General features: G+C 69.0%; 20 protein-coding genes. 8 read left to right on the top strand and 12 right to left on the bottom strand.

Features of this window, described 5'->3' with window-relative positions:
• Positions 1-33: 33 nt before the first annotated feature.
• From HDC34_RS00520 to upp, 4 genes are all read right to left on the bottom strand, one after another.
• A complete protein-coding gene (locus tag HDC34_RS00520) occupies positions 34-366 on the bottom strand; it encodes a helix-turn-helix transcriptional regulator (protein ID WP_179555430.1) in 333 nt (110 codons plus the stop codon).
• Complete coding sequence (locus HDC34_RS00515; protein WP_179555429.1) at positions 350-814, bottom strand: MarR family winged helix-turn-helix transcriptional regulator; 465 nt, start codon at positions 812-814, stop codon at positions 350-352. Before HDC34_RS00515 ends, HDC34_RS00520 begins: the two co-directional genes overlap by 17 nt.
• Before the next feature lie 143 nt (positions 815-957).
• Positions 958-1,653, bottom strand: coding sequence for a winged helix-turn-helix domain-containing protein (locus HDC34_RS00510; protein ID WP_104310863.1), 696 nt, complete (start codon positions 1,651-1,653; stop codon positions 958-960).
• Positions 1,654-2,032: 379 nt separating this feature from the next.
• Positions 2,033-2,668 (bottom strand): uracil phosphoribosyltransferase, encoded by a 636-nt coding sequence (gene upp / locus HDC34_RS00505; protein ID WP_179555428.1) that lies wholly within the window; start codon positions 2,666-2,668, stop codon positions 2,033-2,035.
• A gap of 73 nt (positions 2,669-2,741) precedes the next feature.
• Here upp and HDC34_RS00500 point away from each other — a divergent pair, with 73 nt between their 5' ends.
• Positions 2,742-3,212 (top strand): nucleoside deaminase, encoded by a 471-nt coding sequence (locus HDC34_RS00500; protein ID WP_371029797.1) that lies wholly within the window; start codon positions 2,742-2,744, stop codon positions 3,210-3,212.
• A gap of 18 nt (positions 3,213-3,230) precedes the next feature.
• Here HDC34_RS00500 and HDC34_RS00495 read toward each other — a convergent pair whose 3' ends face one another.
• Entirely contained in the window at positions 3,231-3,530 is a 300-nt protein-coding gene (locus tag HDC34_RS00495; protein ID WP_146079215.1) for a hypothetical protein, read from the bottom strand.
• A gap of 114 nt (positions 3,531-3,644) precedes the next feature.
• On the opposite strand from HDC34_RS00495, the gene proC reads away from it, so the two are divergent.
• From proC to HDC34_RS00480, 3 genes are all read left to right on the top strand, one after another.
• Complete coding sequence (gene proC / locus HDC34_RS00490; RefSeq protein ID WP_179555427.1) at positions 3,645-4,484, top strand: pyrroline-5-carboxylate reductase; 840 nt, start codon at positions 3,645-3,647, stop codon at positions 4,482-4,484.
• A 90-nt stretch (positions 4,485-4,574) separates the two neighbouring features.
• Complete coding sequence (locus HDC34_RS00485; protein WP_179555426.1) at positions 4,575-6,128, top strand: DnaJ domain-containing protein; 1,554 nt, start codon at positions 4,575-4,577, stop codon at positions 6,126-6,128.
• 90 nt (positions 6,129-6,218) lie between these two features.
• On the top strand, positions 6,219-7,448 hold the full coding sequence (locus HDC34_RS00480; RefSeq protein ID WP_179555425.1) for a CPBP family intramembrane glutamic endopeptidase: 1,230 nt from the start codon (positions 6,219-6,221) through the stop codon (positions 7,446-7,448).
• A gap of 81 nt (positions 7,449-7,529) precedes the next feature.
• On the opposite strand, the gene HDC34_RS00475 is transcribed toward HDC34_RS00480, so the two are convergent.
• Positions 7,530-8,729, bottom strand: a complete 1,200-nt coding sequence (locus tag HDC34_RS00475) for a M20 family metallopeptidase (RefSeq protein WP_179555424.1) — start codon at positions 8,727-8,729, stop codon at positions 7,530-7,532.
• Positions 8,730-8,784: 55 nt separating this feature from the next.
• On the bottom strand, positions 8,785-10,359 hold the full coding sequence (locus tag HDC34_RS00470) for an AbgT family transporter (protein ID WP_179555423.1): 1,575 nt from the start codon (positions 10,357-10,359) through the stop codon (positions 8,785-8,787).
• A gap of 109 nt (positions 10,360-10,468) precedes the next feature.
• Between HDC34_RS00470 and HDC34_RS00465 the strand changes: the two genes are divergently transcribed.
• A complete protein-coding gene (locus HDC34_RS00465; RefSeq protein ID WP_179555422.1) occupies positions 10,469-11,488 on the top strand; it encodes an Lrp/AsnC family transcriptional regulator in 1,020 nt (339 codons plus the stop codon).
• On the opposite strand, the gene HDC34_RS00460 is transcribed toward HDC34_RS00465, so the two are convergent.
• Together HDC34_RS00460 and HDC34_RS00455 are read right to left on the bottom strand one after the other, a co-directional pair.
• The gene (locus HDC34_RS00460; RefSeq protein ID WP_068478414.1) at positions 11,481-12,149 is read right to left on the bottom strand and encodes a TrkA family potassium uptake protein; all 669 of its coding nucleotides are present in this window, start codon (positions 12,147-12,149) and stop codon (positions 11,481-11,483) included. The genes HDC34_RS00465 and HDC34_RS00460 overlap by 8 nt on opposite strands.
• Positions 12,142-13,599 carry a TrkH family potassium uptake protein gene (locus tag HDC34_RS00455; protein WP_104310872.1) on the bottom strand — a complete coding sequence of 486 codons (1,458 nt, stop codon included), beginning with the start codon at positions 13,597-13,599 and terminating at the stop codon, positions 12,142-12,144. Before HDC34_RS00455 ends, HDC34_RS00460 begins: the two co-directional genes overlap by 8 nt.
• Before the next feature lie 211 nt (positions 13,600-13,810).
• On the opposite strand from HDC34_RS00455, the gene HDC34_RS00450 reads away from it, so the two are divergent.
• From HDC34_RS00450 to HDC34_RS00440, 3 genes are all read left to right on the top strand, one after another.
• A complete protein-coding gene (locus HDC34_RS00450) occupies positions 13,811-14,023 on the top strand; it encodes a helix-turn-helix domain-containing protein (RefSeq protein ID WP_104254521.1) in 213 nt (70 codons plus the stop codon).
• Between the two features lie 125 nt (positions 14,024-14,148).
• Positions 14,149-14,247 carry a 30S ribosomal protein bS22 gene (locus HDC34_RS00445; RefSeq protein ID WP_082775156.1) on the top strand — a complete coding sequence of 33 codons (99 nt, stop codon included), beginning with the start codon at positions 14,149-14,151 and terminating at the stop codon, positions 14,245-14,247.
• A gap of 71 nt (positions 14,248-14,318) precedes the next feature.
• Complete coding sequence (locus HDC34_RS00440; RefSeq protein ID WP_308807202.1) at positions 14,319-14,669, top strand: glutaredoxin family protein; 351 nt, start codon at positions 14,319-14,321, stop codon at positions 14,667-14,669.
• A 36-nt stretch (positions 14,670-14,705) separates the two neighbouring features.
• Here the strand turns inward: HDC34_RS00440 and HDC34_RS00435 are convergent, their stop codons facing one another.
• The 3 genes from HDC34_RS00435 to HDC34_RS00425 are packed head-to-tail and all read right to left on the bottom strand — an operon-like array spanning position 14,706 to position 17,484.
• Complete coding sequence (locus HDC34_RS00435) at positions 14,706-15,773, bottom strand: FHA domain-containing protein (protein ID WP_179555421.1); 1,068 nt, start codon at positions 15,771-15,773, stop codon at positions 14,706-14,708.
• Positions 15,773-16,972 carry a M23 family metallopeptidase gene (locus HDC34_RS00430; protein WP_179555420.1) on the bottom strand — a complete coding sequence of 400 codons (1,200 nt, stop codon included), beginning with the start codon at positions 16,970-16,972 and terminating at the stop codon, positions 15,773-15,775. The genes HDC34_RS00435 and HDC34_RS00430 overlap by 1 nt, the downstream gene beginning before the upstream one ends.
• Complete coding sequence (locus HDC34_RS00425; protein WP_179555419.1) at positions 16,969-17,484, bottom strand: hypothetical protein; 516 nt, start codon at positions 17,482-17,484, stop codon at positions 16,969-16,971. Before HDC34_RS00425 ends, HDC34_RS00430 begins: the two co-directional genes overlap by 4 nt.
• Positions 17,485-17,642 lie beyond the last annotated feature (158 nt).

The raw sequence follows: 17,642 nt of genomic DNA, 5'->3' as shown, positions 1-17,642 counted from the left end.
CCTTGGCTGGGGGAGCCGCGCGTGCGGCACCGCTCAGCGCGGACGAATGCTGGCCGACGTCTCGAGGAGCCTCGGCGCCTCGAGACGGTACAGCCCCCACGTGCCGCTGCGCTCATAGCTGAGGTATCCGCCGTCGACGAGGATCCGCAGGTGGTGCGAGGCGGTCGACTGCGCGCATCCGAGGGCGGCGACCAGCTCGGTCACCGTCGTCGGCCGGTCGGGGTTCGCCGCGACGAGCGAGAGGATGCGCAGCCTCGTCGGGTCGGCGAGGACCTGGAGTCCGTGAGCCAGCGCGTTGGCGCCCGCAGCGTCGAGCGGAGCCGCGGATGCGTCACCGGGCCACGCGAAGTCAGGAGTCGGAGTCACGACCGCGCCCGCCTGCCTGCCCGAGGCGCAGCTTGGTGCACAGGTACTGAAGCGTGCGCAGCTCGTCGGGATCGAGCGCGCTCGTCATCCGGTCCTGGATGTTGCGCATGTGGGTGCGCGCCGCGCGTGTGAACTCGGCGCGGCCATCCGGGGTGATCTCGATGAGCGTGGAGCGCAGGTCGAGGCGGTCGTCGATCTTGACGAGGAGGCCGCGCTGCACGAGCCGGTCGACGAGCCTCGACACGGACGACTGTGTGATGAGCACGTTGCGGTTCAGGTCTCGCAGGCGGATGCGTCCCTGCGGTTCGCGGACGACGTTGAAGAGCACGTCGTACTCGTTCATCGACATCGAATTGCTTGCGAACTCGCCACGCAGCTCACGCATGATGGAGACCTGCGCACGAAACAGCGATTCCCAAGCCTCTACCGGGTTGCTTGTCGTCGGCATCGGGCCTCCTGCTTCTTCGTCTCGGCAGCTTCCGTCGAGTGTACTGGCCAGTACATTGCTCGGCTGAATCCGGCGCGACGATGGGGCAGGACTGCCCGTATCCGGGTGCTCCGATGCGGAGTAGCGACCGGTTCGGCGTGCGCTCAGAGGCGGTCGGGTGACTGCGCGTTCGGGTACAGGACATCGACGTCGGCGTGGCGGTCGAAGCGGTACCCGGTTCCGCGCACCGTGCGCACGATGTCGCCATACGCGCCGAGCTTCGAGCGGAGGCGTCGGACGTGCACGTCGATGGTGCGCTCGTTCGGTCGTTCCTCGTCGCTGTCGCGCCAGAGGATGTCGATGATCTCCGTGCGGTCGACGGTCCGGCCCTCGCGAAGCACCAGCGCCTGGAGGAGCTCGAATTCCTTGTAGGTGAGGCCGGCGTTCTCGCCTGAGACGCTCACGCGCTTGCGGGTCGTGTCGATCGTGACACCCTCGGCCGGGTCCGGCTGGTGGTCCTCCTCGACACCGCGCGCGGCGAGCGCCTGCGGGTCCTGGAGCGCGAGGCGGACGACTTCGACGTCGCGACCGCCCGCGCCCTTGGGGGCGAGCGCCACGGCGGCGTGCGTCTCAGCGTGCGGCGCGACCTCGGCCGTGACGCGCTTGAGCGCTTCGACGAGCTCGGTGAGCGTCGTTCCGTCGAGGGTGGCCTTGGCCTCGTCGAGGCCGACGTAGAGAACGAAACCGCGCGCTTCAGGCGCGGCGGGGACCGCCTGGACGTAGGCGGGGCGGGGGGTTTCTGGGATCTGGGTCACGGCATTCAGGGTGCGGGGGCGGCGGAAGTCGGTTGCGAGAGACATTGGATGAAGTCCTTGGAGGTGATGATGCTCGAAGCGCCCGCGTGTCGGCGGGGCTGGTTCGCGACGGTTCGCGAACGATGCCGAGGGGCTGGAGCCTCGGCGGGATGCGACCGGGTGCAGAGAGCAGAGCGGTCACGCTGGCCCAAGGGGCGCAGTGTTCCTTCTTCGAGAGCGAGCTTCACGGAGAAGGGGGCGAAGTATGCGGCGACTCGACGAGCAGGATTCGGAGTCAGCGACACATTCGACAGGACATCGCGGTGCTGGGCATCATCATGCCAGCGGTTCCCGTCGCCGAAAAGGCGGTCAGGGTGCGCGATGGGTTCGTCATGCGGCTAGTATGTTTCTTCGTGACCGCGCATGTCAACAGGTGACGTGAAGTTTATTCCGCGACACCGTAGAGGCGGTCGCCAGCGTCGCCGAGGCCTGGGACGATGAAGCCGTCCTCGTTCAGTCCCTCGTCGAGCGCTCCGACCACGACGGTGACGTTCCGGCCCTCGAACGCCTCGCGCATCCGCTCGATGCCCTCCGGCGACGCGACGATGCAGATCGCCGTCACGTCGACCGCGCCTGCGTCGAACAGGAAGTCGATCGCGGCGACAAGTGAACCGCCGGTCGCGAGCATCGGATCGAGCGCGAAGCACTGGCGGTTCGCGAGATTCTCGGGAAGTCGCTTCGCGTAGGTCTCCGGCTGCAGCGTCTCCTCGTTGCGACGCATCCCGAGGAAGCCGACCTCGACGTTCGGGACGAGCTTGAGGAAGCCGTCGAGCATGCCGAGGCCAGCGCGGATGATCGGCACGACCAGCGGGACGGGATCGGTCATGCGGAGCCCCGTGGTCTTCGCGACGGGCGTCTGCAGTTCGTAGGACTCCGTGCGCACGTCACGGGTCGCCTCGTAGCTGAGCAGCGTCACCAACTCCTCGACAAGCGAGCGGAACTGCTGCGACGAGGTCTTCTGGTCCCGCAGCACCGAGAGCTTGTGGGTGATGAGCGGGTGGTCGGCTACGTGCAGGCGCATGAAATACAGAGTAACGAAGCCGGAGGCATCCCGGTGACATCCGCGCAGACTGGCGGCCCCCGGCGGTGGGAGGATGGGCGGCGTGTCACTTCACGTCGACGAGCGCCTGCACGAGCTCATGGGAATCGCCCTTGGCGAGGCCGAACTGGCGCTCGCGAGCGAGGACGTGCCCATCGGGGCCGTCGTCACCGACGCATCCGGCGCCGTCATCGCGACGGCCCACAACGAGCGCGAGCTGACCGGCGACCCGACGGGTCACGCCGAGGTGCTCGCCCTGCGCCGCGCAGCTGAACGGCTCGGCACGTGGCGGCTCGACGGATGCACGCTCGTCGTCACGCTCGAGCCGTGCGCCATGTGCGCGGGCGCGATCCTCTCCGCTCGCATCGGCACCCTCGTCTACGGTGCCTGGGACGACAAGGCGGGTGCCGTGGGGTCGCGCTATGACCTCGTGCGCGATCGACGGCTCCCAGAACGGGCCGTCGTCATCGCGGGAGTGCGCGAGGTGGAATGCGCGGCCCTCGTGCGGGGATTCTTCCGTGACTGACTCCCCGAGTGCTGTCGGCTAGTCGACGGAGCGGATGACGATCGACTCGGTGCTGACGTGCACGTTGTGGCGTTCCGTCACGTCCGGCTCCACGAAGATCGCCTCCGCGTGAGGCGCCGCCTCACGGACGAGGGCGCGCAGCTGGGCGAGGACGGGGGGAAGGTCGAGCACCTGGGGGAGGTTCAGCACGGAGACGCGCACGCCGACGAGCGTGACTCGGTCATCGACTTCCACGCTGCGCACCTGGAGCACTTCACCCACGTGCGGGTTTTCGAGCAGCAGTTCGCGGATGTGTGCGGCGAGTTCCGGATTCGGCACGAGTTCCCCTTCGACGGTGACGAGTAACGGCCAGCATACCGAGACCACCCTGACGGCTGTCAGAGCAGGTGCTGCATTCGAGCGTTGTCGGTGGTGCATCCGTACAATCCGGGTATGACGGCACTGACATACGCGTTCCTCGGCGGCGGCAACATGAACGGCGCGATCCTGCGCGGGCTGCTGGATGCGCCCCTCGGTGAGGGCGCGCGCGTCCACGTCACGACGAGGTCGGCGGCTTCGGCCGCCGCCGCTGAGCGCGACGATCGGGTCTCGACGACCGCGCTCGAGAACGACCCGCGGGCGAACCTGGCCGCAGTCGAGCGCGCGGACGTCGTCGTCCTGGGCGTCAAGCCCTACCTCATCGGGGAGCTCCTCGACGAGATCGCGTCCTCGCTCAAGCCGGATGCCGTGGTCATCTCCGTGGCGGCCGGCGTGCGCCTCGAGAGCCTGGCCGCCCGGTTGCCGGAGGGTGCCCAGATCGTCCGATCGATGCCGAACACGCCCGCGAGCATCGGACTCGGCGTGACGGGTCTCGCCGCCAACGCGTCGACCAGCGAGGAGTCGCTCGCCGTCGCGGTCGCGCTCTTCGAGAGCGTGGGACGCGTCGCCACCGTCGGCGAAGACCGCATCGACGCGCTCGCGGCTGTCTCGGGCTCTGGGCCCGCGCACGTCTTCCTGCTGATCGAGCAGTACCTCGAAGCGACGAAGCGCCTGGGCTTCGATGAAGACCTCGCCAAGGAGCTGGTGGTCGGAACGTTCGAGGGGGCCGTCGGCATGGTCGTCCGCGACCCGGACACCGAACCGGCCGAGCTGCGCCGGCGCGTGACCAGCCCCAACGGCACCACCGAGCGCTCCGTCGCCGAGCTGCAGGACGGCGACCTCGCGGGCCTCTTCGAGCGGGCGTTCGCCGCCAACCAGCGACGCTCGGCCGAGCTCGCCGCAGAGAACTCCTGAGCGTCCCCACGCTTCTCCCGCACGGCGGCGGGCCGTGGGGCCAGGGATGCGTAGGCTTGATGACTTGAACGAACAGCGGGAGGGGCGGCCATGAGCGGTCGGAAGCATGTCTTCACGGAAGACCTGTACCTCGTGCTCGGCGTCTCCCGCAGCGCGTCATTGGAGGAGATCCGACGAGTCGGGCGCGCGAGGCAGCGGGAATCGCATCCCGACCTCGGTGGAAGCTCCGACGACTTCGTGCGGGTCCGCCTCGCGGTCGAGGTGCTCACCGAGGAGAGCACTCGCCGAGAGCATGACGCCTGGCTCTCCGGCGGGGGCTCGCGCCGCGTCCGTTCACAGCAGCGAGCTCAATGGGCTCCGACGAGCAGACGCTCGGCGGGTGGCGGCGGCCGATTCCGCACGCCGCCTCGCTCCGGAGCGACAAAGGAATCCGCCACCTCAGCCCCGCGCCGCAGCGCGCACGCGGAACCCGCGACCCGCGACGCCCCGCCCCCTGCCCGCATCCCAGCCCAGAACTTCGACGTCCGACGCATGGCCTGGTTCCGCACGCGCTGGCCGGAGCACCCCGTGTACTGGCCGCCGGCGGCGGCCGCTCCGCGTCCGTTCACGCGGCGCGAGCTGACGGCAGTCTCGGTGCACGCGGCCATCGTCGTCATCGGCGCCCTCCTCCTGGTGCTCGACGTGTCGTTCGCGCGGCTCACCGTTCCGACGTTCGGGCCTGGCGCGGAGCCGACGATGTGGCCCGCCGTCCTCCTCTACGTGGGGTTGAGCGCGGCCTGGCTCGTCCTGCGGCTCAGGGTCCGCGCGAATCGCTGGGCACTGACCATGTGGCTCGCGACCCTCGTCATCGCCATCGCGGCGAGCGTGCTGTCTGCGACCCTCGGCGTCATGTCCCTGTTCGCCACGACGGCAGGCATGCAGAACCCGGCCTTCGCGAGCCTGCTCGTGCAGGCCGCCATCTACCTCGCCGCGGCCGTGTCCGGCTACTTCGCGTGGTCGAGTCTCGCGCAGCGGCGCATCGCCGTCACCAGGGAACGGCTGCTGGTGCAGCTCGCGAACGAGTCAGCCCCGCCTGCCGCTGGTGGCAGGCGGGTCTGGGGTGAACCAGGCCAGACGGCCATGGATGCGGGCGGCACTGCCGGCGGAACGAACCCCATGCGCGCCTTCCTCGCCCAGCGCTCCGTCGGCGAGCCGCTCGCTCAGCTTCTCCGCATCCCGGGCGTTCGCGTCGTGCACGGGCTGCGCGTCCCCGGCCAGAGTGCCGGTTCGATCGCGCACGCCATCGTCAGCGGACGCAGGGTCGCACTCGTCAACGACGAGCTGTGGGCGCCCGGCACGTACGGCATCTCGCGTGACGGTGAGCTCACGCACAACGGCGTCGCCTTCTCCTCACCCGCGGCCGAGTTCCCGCACGCCGTCGAGCGCTTCCACGAGCTGTTCGGGGAGATGTCCGAGGTTCGCGGCTGGATGACGGTCGTCGCGGAACGCGAGGGGCCCCTCGAGGTCGACAACGCGCTCACCTGGCAGCGAGTTCGCCTCGCCACGACGGAGTCGCTGCTGCGCGAAGTCGGCGACTGGCTCGCCGGCGACGGCAACCGGGTCGACCGGCTGCTGCTGCGTGACCTGATCGCGCACAAGCGCTGACCCGGCCTCCGTCGCGCAGCCGACAGACAGCGCCACGGAATCATTCGTGCGACCGATCCCACGGCATCCACCGCTGAGTAGCGTCGAAGCATGAGCAACCACAGCATGACTCCGACCCCGACCGGCAGTGCTCCGCTCACCGAGCAGTCCGCCTCCGGCAGCAGCAGACTCACGTACGACCACGCGTTGAGCCCGATCGGCCGCGGGAAGGGGTGGTGGAGGGGCGTCCTCTTCATCGCGTTCCTCATCGTCGGCTTCTTCGTGACCTCCATGACGATCGGCGCCGTGGGCATCCTCATCTCCACCCTCACCGGTGAACTCAGCCCGGAGGCGCTCGGAGACGCGGTTGAGAGTGGCGTCATCCCCATGACGCCCGCGATCTTCGTCACCAACAACCTCGCGCTCGCGGCGCTCCTCCCGCTGGCCTACCTCGGCCAGCGGATGCTGTTCGGCGTCCGACCGGGCACCATCTCGTCGGTCACCGGCCGCTTCCGCTGGGCCTGGTTCCGCAAGCTCGCCCTGGTGATCGTTCCGGTCTTCGCTGTCTACTCGGCCGCGCTGTTCCTGCTCGAGCCCGCCGAGCTCAACATCGATGGCACGGCGATGCTCATGCTCGTCTTCGTGCTGCTCACGACGCCCTTCCAGGCCGCCTCCGAGGAGTACGTGGCCCGCGGCGGCTTCCAGCGCGCGGCCGGCTCGTGGTTCGCTGGCCCGCAGCTTTCCTTCATCGTCGGAACCGCCGTCTCTGCGACGCTCTTCTGCCTCGCGCACGGCGCGGGTGACTGGTGGCTCATCGGGTACTACTTCTTCTTCGGCGTGATCATGTCGGTCACCGTCAAATACACGGGCGGGCTCGAGAGCGCCGTGCTCATCCACTCCGCGAACAACGTCATGCTGTTCATCCCGGCCGTGCTGACCGGCCAGCTCAGCGAGGGCATCGACCGCTCCGCGGGTGCGGGTGGACCGATCATGCTCCTCCCGGCCGCGTTCCTGGCCATCGTCGCCGCCTTTGTGATCTGGCGTGCGAAGAAGGACGGCATCGAGACCACGACGGCCCCGCTCGTCACCGCGAAGCAGCGTCGCGAGGCCGAGGCTCGGGCCGCCTACGAACTGCACGCTCAGCAGCAGGCGCAACTCGCACAGCAGGCCGCGCAGCAGCCGATGCAGACCTACGGCGACGCGCCGAATCAGGCCTACGGTCAGGCTGCGAGCCAGCAGCCCGGCCAGGTGCCGAACCAGCACTACGGCCAGGCCCCGAACCAGGGTCAGCCGCAGCCGGGTTCGACGACGCCGGCTGGCACGAACCAGCGTCCCGAGTAGCGCCGGTCGCCCGGCCGAACCCCCGGTACGACGAAGCCCCTCGAGATGGAACCAGCGTCCATCGCGAGGGGCTTCTCCACGTCAGCGGGCGTCGAACGCGTGCTTCGCCTCGGCCGCGAGGCTCGGTTCGCGGAACACGGCGAGGGCGGTCGCCGCGAGCATCCGAGCCCCGTCAGCGATGGTCGCCGAGGCGTTCGGACCATCCGCGGCCTCGGCGAACTCCCTCGTGTGGGTGACCCCGCCAGGGATGAGCTGGATCATCGGGTGAATCGACGGGACGACGTGGCTGACGTTGCCCATGTCGGTGGACCCGGTGATGGGCTCCTCCGTGACCGGCCGCCCGATCCGCTCGTAGGCCGAGTGGGCGAGATCCGCGAGCACCGGGTTCGAGATGAGCGAGTAGTAGGCGGGGGTGTTCTCCTCGATCAGCACCGAGGATCCCGTCGCGAGCGCGGCACCTTCGAAGCAGGCACGCACCCTGGGCACGATGTTCTCCAGCAGATGGTCCCGCTCGTTGGCGCGCACGAAGATGCGAAGCGCCGCACGCTCGGGGATGATGTTGGGCGCCTGCCCACCGTCGGTGACGATGGCGTGCACGCGGGCATCGTCGGTCAGCTGCTGCCGCAGCAGGCCGATCGCCGTCAGCGACAGCGTGGAGGCGTCGAGCGCGTTGATGCCCAGCTCCGGGCTCGCGGCGGCGTGGCTGGCGCGCCCCGTGAACGTGACGTCGAGCGCCACCCGGGACAGCGTCGAGCCGCCGACGGTGTTCGTCGCCGCAGGATGCACCATGATCGCGAGGTCGATGCCGTTCAGCACCCCTCCCTCGATCATCGGGACCTTGCCAGCGGCCCCCTCTTCGCCTGGGCTGCCGATCACGACCAGATGCGCAGGGGTCCCGGGGGCGGCCGTGAGCGCGTCCTTCAGCAGGATCCCCGCGCCGAGCCCGCTGGCCGCGATGATGTTGTGTCCGCAGGCGTGGCCGATGCCCTCGAGGGCGTCGTACTCGCAGAACACGGCGATCGTGGGGGTCTCGTCGCCCGCATCCGGGGTCGACCAGCGGCCGACGAATGCCGTGTCGAGGCCCGCGAAGCCGCGTTCGACCGCGAACCCGGCCGACTCGAGCTCGGACGTGAGCCGCGCCGCGGCGTGCACCTCGGTGAAGCGGATCTCCGGGTTGGCGTGCAGGTCGGCGGCGACGTCGACGAGCAGGGGCAGTCGGGCCGGCAGGTGTGCGCCGAGCTCGTCGACGATGGCGGGCACGTGGTCGGTGCGGATGTTCATATTCGGTGTTCCTCCACTTGGTTCGGGGTCGGAGTCGGGTCGACGGGCGCGCAGATCAGCCGCCCATCATGAGGGAATGGCCGGGGCCGACGGGCAGCTCAAAGAGGCCCCACACGAGCAGCTGCAGCAGCCAGACGCCCCAGATCGCGATCGTGAACGGCATGACCAGGCTGAACAGGGTGCCGAGGCCGCCCTTCGGCGCCCACTTCTGCATGAGGCCGAGGACGACCGGGAGCAGCGGGTTCATCGGCACGAGCGGGTTCGAAGCCGAGTCGGTGATGCGGAACGCCGCCTGCACGTAGGCGGGGTCGACGCCGTTGAGCATGAACATGGGCACGAAGATCGGCGCGAGCAGGGTCCACAGTGCGGAACCGCTCGTGAGCAGCAGCGCGGGGACGAACACGAAGACGCTGAAGATCATGAGGCCGCCGATGCCGCCGAGGCCTGTCGCCTCCATCGCGTCCGCCCCGCCGGTGGCGAGGAGCAGGCCGATCTGCGACCACGAGAACCAGGCGATGGCCTGGGCCGCCGTGAAGATGACGACGATGAACGGCACGAGCTCCTTCACCGCATCCGTCATCATGCTGGGGATCTGCGCCCAGCTCGTGAGGGTTCCTGCGATGACGCCGTACGTGATGCCGCCGATGAGGAACATGAAGAGGATGAAGATGGGGATGCTCGACATGAACGGCGAGCGCAGGATGGCGCCGCCCTCGCCCTGCAGGGCTGAACCCGGCAGCAGGAGGAGGACCACGAGGACAGCCAGGTAGGCGACGATCGCGACCGCCGCGATGAGGAGCGCGCGACGTTCCGTGCTGGTGACCGGCTTCGTGGTGGAGTCCGGCGTGAGCGAGCCCGGGAGGAGCTTCGTCTCCGGGGGCACGTACGTGCCGAGCTTCGGTTCGAGGAACCGCTGGCAGACGAACGTGATCGTGATGGACAGGATCACGGTCGACGACGCGAAGAAGTAGTAGTTCGCGAGCACCGACACCTCGGCGCCCGGGTCGACGATCTGGGCGGCGCTCGTCGTGATGCCCGACATGAGCACGTCGGTGCCAGCGGGGACGACGTTCGCGCTGAAGCCGGCGATGACGGCGGCGTACGCGGTGATGAACCCGGCGAGCGGATGCCGACCCGCGGCGAGGAAGGCCGCGGCTGCGAGCGGGGGCAGGATGATGACGGCCGTGTCCGACGCCAGGTTGCCCATGAGGCTCACGAAGACGACCACGTACGTCACGGCCCACTTCGGCGCGGAGAGGACCGTGGCGCGCATGAAGGTGCTCAGCAGGCCCGTGCGCTCCGCGACGCCGATGCCGAGCATGACCGTGATGATGAGGCCGAACGGCGGGAAGGTGATGAAGTTCTCGATCGCCGTCGAGACCGCGTACACGAGGCCCTCCGCCGAGAGGATGCTGCGGATGGGGATGACCTCGCCTGTCGCCGGGTCGATGGTGCTCGCCCCCAGTCCTGCCGCGATGGCCGACGCGATGGCGACGAGGCCGGCGAGGATGAGGAAGAGGAAGAACGGATGCGGGAGTCGGTTGCCGATGCGCTCAACGCCGCGCAGCATCCTTCCGCTGAGCCCTGGCGCCTCCGCGAGCGTCAGCTCCGTGGTGTCAGTCCGAGTCATGTGCACTCCGATGTTCGAGGGGACTTCGCTGTCCTGAGTGTTCTGATTCTGCTTTACGGCTTTGTTACGGTGGTCGCATCGGGCCAAATATTGGTCCAATATGTTCGATATGGATCTCCAGACGCGAGAAGTGTCCCCGGTGCTGTCCGAATCGGACCTCGCGCTCATCGACGTCATGCAGGAGGATCCGCGCGCACCGTGGGCGCAGATCGGTCAGACCATCGGGGTCAGCGCTCCCACCGCCCGCCGCCGCTGGGAGCGGCTCCAGGCCGACGATTCCGCCTGGGTCACGACGCACGTCGGCTGGAACTCCGGGGTCGTCACCGCCATCGTCGCGGTGCAGTGCCGACCAGGGGCCGTCGAGACCGTCATCGACGCCTTCGTCACGCATCCGCGGGTCGTGACGATCGCCGAGATCACCGGCGACCACGACCTCATGCTCACCGTCCTCGTCCCGGACGTGCACGAGCTGCGCCGGTTCCTCCGTCTCGGCCTGACCTCGCATGCCGACGTCGCCCGCATGCGCACCATGCTCGTGACGCGGATGTTCCTGGATGGCTCGCACTGGCGGTCCGGGTTCGGCGCCTCCTCCCGGCAGGTGGAGGCCCGAGATGGCAGCACGTCCCCCGCCGCGCCGCTCTCGCCCGCCCTCGCGAAGGCCATCAGCATCCTCGAGCGCAACGGACGAGCGCCCAGCAGCGAGCTGGCGTCAGCGCTCGGCGTCTCTGAGGCGCACGCGAGGCGGTTCGTGCACCGCGCCGTGCGGTCCGGGCACATCGTGCAGCGCATCGACGTGCAGCTCGAGCAGCCCCGCTGGCCGTACTCGCTGGTGCTGTGGATGGTCGTCCCGGCCGGCCGCCTGTACGCGGCCGCCGCGCGCATCAGCCAGCGGCAGTCCGTGCGCGCGTGCGCCGCGCTCGCGGGAGGCAGCGCGAACCTGTACGTCGTCGTCTGGCTGAGCTCGTTGGCGGAAGCGCCAGAGGTGGAGATGCAGATCGTGCAGGACGCTGACGTTCGGGTCGTCGAACGCAGCATCATGCTCCACTACAGCAAGCGCATGGGGCACGTGTTCGACGGCAGCCAGCGCCGCACCGGCCACGTGCCCTGGGTCGACGGTGCGGCTACGTGAGGGCGGCGAAGCGCTCCACGTCAGAAGCTGAACCCGAGACGATCACGAGGTCGTGGTTCGAGACCACGGTGTCGGCCATCGCGTAGGTGAACGGCTTGCCGGGGCTCTTCACGCCGACGACCGTCACGCGGTACTTCGTGCGCACCCCGGACTCCATGAGCGGCACCCCGCGGATCGCCTTCGGCGGGTACAGCTTCACGAGCACGAAGTCGTCGTCGAACTGGATGAAGTCGAGCATCCGACCCGAGAGCAGGTGCGCGATGCGCTCGCCGGCCTCGCGCTCCGGGTAGATGACGTGGTGCGCGCCGATGCGGCCGAGGATCTTGCCGTGCGTCGCCGACATCGCCTTCGCCCAGATCTGCGGCACCTTGAGGTCGGACAGGTTCGCCGTCACGAGCACGCTCGACTCGAGCGACGTGCCGACGGCGACGACGGCGACCGCGAACTCGTGCGCGCCGATCTGCCGCAGGGCCTCGATGTTGCGCGCATCCGCCTGGACGGCGTGCGTCACCCGCTCCGCCCACTTCTGGACGAGTCCCTCGTCGGTGTCGACCGCGAGCACCTCTCGCCCCTGACGCTGCAGCTGGCCCGCAGTCGCGGCGCCGAATCGGCCGAGGCCGATGACGAGCACCGGCGCATTGTGTGGAATCGGCTCACCCAACGATGATCCTTTCTTCGGGCAGCCGGAAGAGCTGCTTGTGCTCGCTGGAAGCGAGGGCTGCGGCCATGGTGACCGTGCCGACGCGGCCGAGCCACATGGTGATGGAGAGAATGTACGCGCCCTGCTCCGGCAGGTCGCCGGTGAGGCCCGTGGAGAGGCCGCAGGTCGCGAACGCGCTGATCGCTTCGAAGAGCGCCTCGTCGAACGGCACCGAGGCGAAGTGCATGAGCGAGATGGACGAGACGGCCACGATCGTCGCGCCCCACAGCGTCACGCTGACGGCGAGGCGGAGAACGTCGTTCGGGATGCGGCGACCGAACGCCTGGATGTCGTTGACGCCCTTGGCCTCGGCGAACGCGGCGAGGAAGAGGATGGCCAGCGTGGTGACCTTGATGCCGCCAGCGGTGGATGCACTGCCACCGCCCACGAACATGAGCATCTGCATCGCCAGCATCGTCGCCGGGTCGGCGTTCGCGAGGTCGATCGTGGAGAACCCGCCTGAGCGGGTCATGGCAGACATGAAGCCCGCCGTCATCGGACGGAACACGGGCTCCTGCGCCCCGATCGTCGCGGGGTTGTCGCCTTCGAGGACGTAGATCGCGATCGCGCCGAGAACGAAGAGCAGCACCGTCGTGGACAGTGTCAGCTTCACGTGCACGGAGATGCGCTGCTTCGTCTTCACCCAGCGCGTGAGCGCGAAGATGACGGGGAAGCCGAGGCTGCCGAGGAACACTGCGGTCGCGAGGCAGGTGAGCATCCACGCATCCGTCGCGAACGGCTCGATGCCGGTGCTCGTCGGCATGAATCCCGTGTTGGTGAAGGCGGACGTCGCCCAGAAGAAGCCGTCGAGGATCGCATCCCACAGCGGCTCCCCGGCGATGAGCAGGCGGGGGATGATGAGCAGCGCGATGAACGTCTCGATGATGACGAGCGAGATCGCGACCGTCGCGAGGATGCCGCCGATGTCGCCGAGCTTCACGGCCTGCGACTCGGAGACCGGGCCAGCGTGCGTGCGCAGGGCGTTGCTGTCGCTGGCGGCGACGAGCTTCTGCCGCAGGCCGAGGCGCCGGGTGACGATCGCGCCCATGATGCTCGCCAGCGTGAGCACGCCGATCGCGCCGACCTGCATGCCCAGGAACACCATGAAGTGGCCGAAGCCGGACCAGTGCGTCGCCATGTCCACCACGGAGAGGCCCGTGACGCAGATCGTCGAGACCGCCGTGAAGAGCGCCTCGTGGAACGGAGTCACCGTTCCGTCGGCGGACGAGATCGGCAGCATGTAGATCGTCGTCCACAGCAGGATGATGCTCGTGAAGATGATCACCGCGAACCGCGACGGCGTGTGGTGGGCGAAGTCGTCGATCTTCCGGCCGACGGCGGAGACGATGCGCCGCAGCAGCCCATCCGTGTCCACGGGAGCGGGGATGCTCGAGGCCCGCGGTGTGCGCATCACATCCCCACTTCACAGCACAGTCGACCGACGCCTCACGTGCGCGAGGCGTCGGTCATGCTACTCCTCGCGCGTGGAATCGCGAATACGTGGCACGGGATGATTCACTCTGCACCTTGTTTCTGCAGTGCTCTGGGCCATAAGGTATTCAACTGACACTCACTTCACTTCCGTAACGCGCGGATCATCCGTCACCTTGGAGCTGCAACACATGGCAAACGACCTGTCTGATGTGCGGTTCCTGACCGTTGCCGAGGTGGCGGAGCTCATGCGGGTCTCGAAGATGACGGTGTACCGACTTGTGCACTCCGGTGAACTTCCCGCGGTGCGGTTCGGCCGCTCGTTCCGGGTGCCGGAGTCGGCAGTCTCCGAGGCCATCAAGCAGTCCGGCCGCGGTGACGAGTTCGGTCAGCACACCGCTTGAGTCCTGCTGGACCCTGGGTTTTCTTTCGAACACAGGGTTACCGCCAGGTGACGTGTAAGCTGGCGCCAGCGATGCCGCAGCCCACCGCTGCGCGCACCTCGTACTTGTAGATAAAGGATGTTCCTATGGGTTCAGTAGTCAAGAAGCGCCGCAAGCGCATGGCGAAGAAGAAGCACCGCAAGCTGCTTCGCAAGACTCGCCACCAGCGTCGCAACAAGAAGTAGTCGCGACGACGCAGAGCGCCGGGCCCTCGGGTCAGGCGTTTTCTGCGTTAAGGCGCGGGTTTGCTCTGGCCGTGAGCGGGCTTGTGGTCGCTCCCGCGCGTCTTGACGACCACAAGACCGCTCTCGTCCGCGTGGTGTCTGCGAGACTCGAGGGCATGACGGATGCGCGCGTTCCGACGATCACCTTCCTGGGCAAGCCGGGCTGCCACCTCTGCGAGGACGCGGAGCCGGTGGTGCGGGAGGTCGCCGCCCGCCACGACGCTGAGCTGTCGGTGCTGAGCATCCTGGACGACGCAGCCTTGCAGCAGCGCTTCGGTGAGCTCATCCCGGTCGTGCTGATCGATGGCGTGCAGCATTCGCAGTGGTTCGTCGAGCCCGAGCGGTTGGATGCGGCCGTGGCTGCCGCCGCGGCCCGGGGGTGAACGCGGGCCGAGCCTGAGGGGGACCGGCCAGCGGGTTCAGGCCGTCAGGGCGGGTTCGGTGCTGACGCGGCAGACGACGTCGCCGAGGCGAAGTCGGGCGCCGCTCGGCACGCGGTAGACGACGCCCGGCGAGAACGTGGAGTTGCTGGCACCGCTGAGGTGCACTCCGTGCGTCGAGTGGTAGTCGGTGACGAGGATGCGTCCGGACCGGTCGAGGTCCACGAGCGCGTGGGTGCGCGACACGGTGTTGTCTCGACTGTCGACGCGCACCGGGATGCGGCCGTCGACGGGTGACGGGTTACGGCCGACCGCGGCGCTGCCGGCCAGTACCGCACGGGAGCTGTCCTCGAACTCGATGACGAGGGTCCGGGGCGCTGCGGGCAGCCGTGCCGTCGTTCGGCGCGACCATCGCCGCGGCCGTCGCTCGGGTCCAGGCCTTGAGATCGACTCGGTGGTGGGCCCGGCATTCGGCCCGGTCTCCGGGTCGGCCCTCGTCTCGGTTCCGTTGGCTCGCGCGAGCTCCGGTGCCCCTGCCGTCCCGGCATCCAGCCCGGCGGCCGTCCCTGCTCTCGACGCCTGCGACGATGCCCGACGCAGCGCCCGGCGCCCGGAGCGCGGCTCGGTGACGGCTGGCTGGTCCGGCTCGGGGTCAGCGCGCCTCTGCAGGGAGATGCCGCCTCGAAGCAGCGGTTCTGGCGTGCCGCACCTCCGGCACCTGGTCTCGGCTGCCGACGCGGCTGCGGCGCAGGCGACGCACGTGCCGGTGATGACGGTGAGCTCGGGCTCGCTCCCAGCATCGGTCTCCGGCAGTCCGTCGGCGCTGATCGCCTGCATGATCGCAGATGGATGCACGGCGAACTCCTGCATCCGGTTCCCCTCGTGCAGCTCGAGTCGGATCGCGCGGGCGAGGGTCTGCGCGAGGCGTGTGCATCGGGCGACGACGGCTGCAAGCGCGGCATCACGGTCGTCCGCGGAGATCTCAGCCGGGGTCGAGCTCCACGACAGCATGCCGCCGCCACTCGCATCGAGGCGCGCGGTGACGCGCGGCCACGTGGGGACGGCCTCGCCCGGTTCTGGCCGGCGACTCGTGCGTCTTCCCGCCATCAGAAGCTCACCCCGCGCGCGTCGAGGAACGGAAGCGGATCGACGCGTTCGCCGTCGACGAGCACTTCGAAGTGAAGGTGGCAGCCGGTGGACTGGCCGCTTGTACCCGTGATGCCGATCTGCTGACCGGCGGTGACGACCGCCCCCACTCCGACGAGGTAGCCGTCCGATTCCATGTGGAGGTACTTCGTGACGAGCCCTCCGCCGTGGTCGACTCGGATGGTGCCGTTCCCGGAGCTGTCGGGTTCGGCTTCGACGACGGTCCCGGACTGCGCGGCCCAGATCTGCCCGCCGCAGCCGCCCGCCGCGAGATCGATGCCGTTGTGCATGCGCCATTCGAAGTCGGTGGGGTGGAACCGGTTCCCGAACGTGTCGGTGAGCCCGCCGTCACCGGGTGCCGCCCAGCCCGAGGGGCTCAGGTTCGCGGTGCTTCCACCGGCGGCCGCGGCAGCCGCGCTTGCCGCCCCACACCCTCCGCCTGCGTCCGGACTCGCTCCGCTCGCGGGCGGCATCCCCGTGCCCAGCCCAGTGCTGGTTCCGCTGATGGTCTCGCTCACGGCAATGGCGGCCTGCCAGTACTTGGCATAGTGCTGCGGGTCGGCGTTTCCCTGGACGCGATGGGCGGCCTCCGACGGTGCGAGCGCGTCACGCTCGGCAACTGCGAGCAGGGCGTTGAAGAAGCTGCCGGCGCTTGCGTGCGGGTCCATTCGGTCGGCGTAGCTTCCCCACGCGCCGTTGTCGCGTTGCTGGAAGAGCCCTCGTGAGTCGGGACCGGCCGCGTCGCCGTGGTCGAGCACCTGCAGGGTCGATTCGCCGATGGCGGTCATGACCCCGATGACCTGGTCGCGGACCCCGAGGCCGGCCTCGCGACCCGCGGTCAGGATGTGTGCGGCATTCGAGAGCTGCGCGCCGGCGAACTCGGCCGGCTCGCCGTCGATCGTGGTGCTGACGGTGAGCCGCGACGCTGAGATCGGGTCGGCTTGGATGGCACCGGCGGCGGCTCCTGAACCGACCGTGCCGGTCTCCGTCTCGGTGCCGAGCGGAACGACCGGCACCGAGAACCCGGAGGTGGCGCAGGCCGCCGCACTCGCGAGCGATGTGCTCGCGATCGTCGTGAGGACCAGGGCCCCGAGCAGCAGCGCCGGCGCGAGCAGGATCACGATCGCGATTCCCCACCATGCACCGGTTCGCGCGCTCACGAGGCTCCGTCCGGTGGCGCGATCTGGCTGACGAGCCAGGGCCCGGAGCCGTCGCGCACGAGCAGGAGCCGATAGGAACCGCCCTCGGTCGAGACGGCGACGCGGGCGAGGTAGCCGCTTGCGTCGCGTTCGACCGCGATGTTCCCGGCAGCTGTCAGCGCGGGGATGGATGCCGGGTCGACGGAGCTCAGCGCGACGACCGCCGCCGTGGTGAGGTGGGGTTCGAGCCCCTCGAGCCAGTCCCGCTGGGAGACATCGCGACGCAGGTACGCCGCCATGGTCGCGGCAGCGACGCTGACCGCGTCGGCATCCGACTCGTCATCGTGTGTCGGCGAGGGCTCTGGGTCCTCCGCTTCGATGTGCTCGCCCCGCGACCCATCCGTGAGCTCAGACGACCGGTCCGACAACGCCTGTCGGCTCGGCGATGTCGTCGGCGGACCGTCGGCTGTCGAGCATCCGCTCACTCCCACGGCCAGCGCTGCCAGCGCAGCAACTGCGATCTTCCGGCGCATCGAACACCCCTTCCCAGCCACAGCTCGGCTGCGGCGAGCACCAATCTAGGTCGCTCGGAGCGCCCCGAATTCGGCCTGTGGATAACTCCCTGCGGTCCCTTCGGCCGTGCGTAGAGTCCATTCCTGTACCGAGCCGGCACCAGCACCGACGAGCCATC

The sequence above is a fragment of the Pseudoclavibacter sp. JAI123 genome (assembly GCF_013409665.1).
GTDB lineage: Bacteria > Actinomycetota > Actinomycetes > Actinomycetales > Microbacteriaceae > Pseudoclavibacter.
This window is presented reverse-complemented; position numbering and strand designations above follow the sequence as displayed.